This window comes from Kitasatospora sp. NPDC036755 (assembly GCF_040636595.1).
Taxonomy (GTDB): domain Bacteria; phylum Actinomycetota; class Actinomycetes; order Streptomycetales; family Streptomycetaceae; genus Kitasatospora.
This window is the reverse complement of record NZ_JBEZUT010000515.1, coordinates 1-4,127: the sequence shown is the minus strand read 5'-3', so window position 1 is coordinate 4,127 and position 4,127 is coordinate 1. Positions and strand designations below refer to the sequence as shown.

The 4,127-nt window shown below is 75.3% G+C and carries 4 protein-coding genes; 1 reads left to right on the top strand and 3 read right to left on the bottom strand.

Going from position 1 to position 4,127, the window contains the following annotated elements:
- Positions 1-76: 76 nt before the first annotated feature.
- Both AB0E96_RS39060 and AB0E96_RS39055 read right to left on the bottom strand, forming a co-directional pair.
- Positions 77-583: a hypothetical protein gene (locus AB0E96_RS39060; RefSeq protein WP_359831290.1), complete on the bottom strand. Its 507-nt coding sequence runs from the start codon at positions 581-583 to the stop codon at positions 77-79.
- A 169-nt stretch (positions 584-752) separates the two neighbouring features.
- On the bottom strand, positions 753-3,047 hold the full coding sequence (locus AB0E96_RS39055) for an LPXTG cell wall anchor domain-containing protein (RefSeq protein WP_359831288.1): 2,295 nt from the start codon (positions 3,045-3,047) through the stop codon (positions 753-755).
- A gap of 281 nt (positions 3,048-3,328) precedes the next feature.
- Between AB0E96_RS39055 and AB0E96_RS39050 the strand changes: the two genes are divergently transcribed.
- On the top strand, positions 3,329-3,499 hold the full coding sequence (locus AB0E96_RS39050; RefSeq protein ID WP_359831286.1) for a hypothetical protein: 171 nt from the start codon (positions 3,329-3,331) through the stop codon (positions 3,497-3,499).
- Between the two features lie 68 nt (positions 3,500-3,567).
- On the opposite strand, the gene AB0E96_RS39045 is transcribed toward AB0E96_RS39050, so the two are convergent.
- On the bottom strand, positions 3,568-4,127 hold a 560-nt coding region (locus AB0E96_RS39045; RefSeq protein ID WP_359831284.1), incomplete at its 5' end, for a helix-turn-helix transcriptional regulator.

Genomic DNA, 4,127 nt, shown 5'->3' with positions numbered 1-4,127 from the left:
TGGACGACTTCGTCGAGGCGGTGCTGACCACGACGGACAAGGTGACGGTGGCGGCCCTGGCCGGGAACGCGGCGCGTCACCAGACGCGGTAGACCGCGTCGCGGGCCTGGCCGAGGAACTTCTGGTAGGTGCCCAGGTTCCAGGCCGCCCAGGAGGCCCAGCCGCGGCCGGTGCCGTCCTCGTCGATCGCCTTGGCCTTGCGGGCCGACCAGCCCATGTCCTGCCAGTTCTCGGGAGTGACGACGTCGGCGTCGCGGTAGTGGACGTCGGGGTACCACCGCTCGTTGATCTGCCAGGCGCCGAGGTCCTTGGTGCCCGGGTCGGGGTCGGTGGGCAGGTTGGTGTGGACGGCCAGGCGGTCGCAGCCGGACTCGGCCATGGCGATCGCCACGGCGTAGATCGCGTCGTCGTTGCGGCCCTGGCTGGACTTGTCCTTCGCGAAGCCCGCCGCCTTGGCCTCGCGGGCGCAGGCGTCGATGCCGCTCTGGTCGCCGGCGGCGTTGGCGCTGAAGGTGGTCGAGGTGAGGCTGAGCGCCAGGACGGCGATCGAGCCGGTGAGCAGGGCGCGGGTCTTGCGCAGCACGAGAGTTCTCCCATCGGTGACGGCCCGTCAGCCGGGCCGGTACGGGGAGGACGCTAGGAAGCCTTGGTAGACAGACGATCAACGCGGACGTGTACGCAGGGTTCACGACGGCGCGCGGCCGCGCCCACGCGAGGCGTGGACGCGGCCGTAGGGACGGTCGTCACCGGGTTCAGCGGGTGCGGCGGCTCCTGCGCAGCAGGAGCACGCCCGCCGCGACGGCGCCGAGCGCGGCGAGCCCGACGACGGGCAGCAGCCGGGCCGCGTCGCTGCCCGTCTCGGGCAGCTGCCCGCCGTGGTCGTGGCCGTGGCCGGGCGGGGTGTGGGACGGGCTGGGGCCGGGGTGCGGCGAGGACGTCGGGCTCGGGCTCGGGCTCGGCGAGGACGTCGGGCTCGGGCTCGGGCTGGGGCTCGGGCTCGGCACGGTGACCGGCACCTCGGCGCGGCAGCGCGCGTCCGTCGAGCCCTGCGCGCAGTTGTTCGGGTAGGTGGTGGAGGTGACGGCGTTGCGCAGCACCGCGTCGGCGGTCAGCGCGGAGTGCACGGTGACGGAGTAGCCGATGGTCGCGGTGGCGCCGACGGGCAGGTCGCCGCTCCAGGTCAGGGTGGTGCCGGCGAACTGGGCCCGGCCGCGGTCGGCGGTGGCGTCGTTGTTGTAGGCCGCGGAGTTCAGCACGCCGGCCAGGTCGTCGGTGAGGGTGACGCCGGGGGCGTCGACCTGGCTGGTGTTGGTGACCTGGATCCGGTAGCGGACGGTGTCGCCGGGCTTGGCACTGGTGGGCTGGGCGGTCTTGACGACGGTGTAGCCGGGCACCGCGGCGACGGTGTTGCGCACCGTGTTGCTGGTGCGCTCCTGGGCGCGCTGGGTCTGGCTGCCCCGGAAGTGGAGCGCGGCGGTGTCGTCGAGGTGGGTGCCGACGGCGGTCGAGGCGTCGACGGTGACCTGGAAGGCGACGTCGGCCTCGGCGCCCGGGGGCAGGTCGCGCACGGCGCAGGTGACGGTCCGTCCGCTCGCCGTGCAGTCCGGGTTGGAGGCGGGGACGAAGGTGGTGCCGGCCGGGATCGTGTCGGTCACGGTGACGCCGGTGGCGGTGTCGAGGTCGGTGGAGCTGCCGTCCTGGCGGCGGTTGGCGACCGCGAAGGTGTAGGTGATCGTCTCGCCGGGGCCGACCAGGCCGGGCGGGGTGTCGTCGGGGCTGCCGGGCGGGGTGTTGGCCTTGGTGATCCGCAGGTCGGGTTCGAGGGCGTCCAGGGCCAGCCAGGCGGCCTGCGGCTCCAGGGCGTCGCCGGCGCCGCTGATGCGGACCAGGGCCTGCTCGGCGCCGGCCGGGATCTTGCCGGTGACGTCGATCATCCGGGCGTCGTAGCCGTAGTTGTTGACCGGGTCGGGGTCGCGGGTGGTGATGTTGGTGCCGGTGCCGTCCGCCGCGACGTGGTCGATGCGGCTGGTGAACGCGTTGTCGGTGCCGATCCCGGTGGGGCCGGGCATCGGCAGCAGGACCAGGTTCTCCGGGGTGGAGCCGACGGCCAGGGTGTCCCCGGCGATCGGCGCGTCGCCGTCGCCCACGGTGATGCCCATGGTGGCCCGCGGGGCCGTGGTGGCGGGGGTGCGGATGCCGCCCAGGGTCAGGGTCGTCGAGTTGTCGGGGTCGCGCAGCAGCTGGTAGCCGTCCCAGACCTGGAGGTAGCGCAGCGGCTGGGCCTGGTCCTCGTACGCGACGACCAGCGACCAGCCGCCCCAGCAGCCGACGTTGTTGCCGCCGAAGTTCTGCGCGGAGGAGCGGCCGGCGCACGCCTGGATGTCGGCGACGGTGTAGCTGCCGGGACCGGCCGCCCTGACCTCGGCGGTGACGTCCTTGACGGCCCCGCCGGCCAGCAGCGGCTCGGGCGGGTTCCCGCCCACCTTCTGGTCGAACCAGTCGTAGGTGTCCGCGGTCACCTGCTGGTAGCCGCTCGCCCCCGGGACCTTCCAGGAGACCAGGTTGCCCTTGTTGATGTCGCCGGAGGTGCCGCCCGCGGTACTGGTGTTGGTCGGGTTGAACTGCCAGTACAGGCGGGCCGAGAGCACCGTCGCCCCGGCGGGCAGCAGCAGCTGCGCGGAGGAGGCGTTGGGGCCCGGCGCGTTCGGGTCGACCTTGACGAACTTGGTCCGGCCGTTGTTCGAGCCCTCGGTGTCCGAGCAGACCGTGCCGTCACTGTCGTCGCAGGTCAGCACCGAGTTGGAGGCCATCGTCAGATTGCCGTGCGCCAGCAGGTCCACCACCGGGTCCGGGCCGATCGGGCGCTGCGTCCCGGCGCCGCGCGGCTTCGCCTGCGCCGCCTTCACCGCCGTGACGGGGTGTCCGGTCTGCGGGACCCCCGCGGGCAGCGGCGGCGCCAGGGCGGCGGCGCCCGCGCCGAGCACCACCGCCAACAGCGCGGACAGGACGTGCGGCGGACGTGGTCGCAGTCGTCGGACACGTGACACGGGAACCTCGCGGTCGGGAGGTGATCGGTACGGACAGCAGCACCACGTACCTGCCGGGACGGCCGCCGATGCCGGTCGGGAGCGAACTTCACCCGACCGCAGCAGCACCGGTTGACGGATCGTCCGCGAGCGGGGCCGGGCGGTTCGGGCCCGGGCCGACACGGGCCCTACCCAGGATTCGGGCCGGGATTGGGTAGCGGTACGCATTGTTCGAACCCCGCCCCGACCGGTTTCCTGGAGCCCGCCCCGCACCGACGACCCTCACCCCCCGGAGGTCGCCCATGACCCGCCGCGAACGGCTCCGGCTCTACGCCGACGCCCACTTCACCGCCCCCGACCCCGGGCTGGTCCTGCCCGCCCGCCGCGGCAGCGCCCTGCGCCGCCCCGGCCTGGCCCGGCTGGCCCGGCTCTCCCGGCTCGTCGAACGCTCCGGCCACCACCGGCACGGCTGACGGCCGACCCCCCGAACCGGGTCCCGCCCCTTGAGGGAGCGGGCGGGACCCTCCTTCCCCACCCCGCCTCAGGCCGGGTCCTGCTCCGCCGCCAGCGCCTCGCGCAGCCCCGCCCGCCCCACCCCGAGCTTGCGCAGCGCACCGGCCACGTGGTGCTCGACCGTACGGGTCGACAGGAACAGCGCCCGGGCGATGTCCTGGTTCGCCGCGCCCTCGGCGGCCAGCTCCGCGACCTGCCGCTCGCGCGGGGACAGCCGCTCGCCGTAGCCGCGCCGCCCCGGCGAGGCCGCCCGGCCCAGGCCCAGCTCCCGCCGCAGCCGCTGGCAGCGGGCCGCGTCCGAGGCCGCGCCCAGCGCCAGGTAGGCCCGCTCGGCGGCGGAGATCCGCTCCCCGGCCGCCGCCCGGTCCACCCCCGCCACCGCCGTCGCCGCCCGCTCCTCGGCCCGCGCCTGCTCGTACGGGCGCCCGATCTCCCGCCAGAGCGCGCCCGAGCGGACGAACCGCGCCCCGGCGCCCGCCGGATCCTCCTCGGCCAGCAGCAGGCCCTCGGCGAAGGCCAGCGCCGCGCGCGCGGCCGGCGCCTCCCGGCCCTCCAGGCCCACCCGGGCCTGCCCGGCCAGCTCCGCCG

Excerpts from the sequence above, each read along its gene's own strand:
- AB0E96_RS39050 (WP_359831286.1), top strand. The coding sequence starts at position 3,329 with ATGACCCGCCGCGAACGGCTCCGGCTCTACGCCGACGCCCACTTCACC.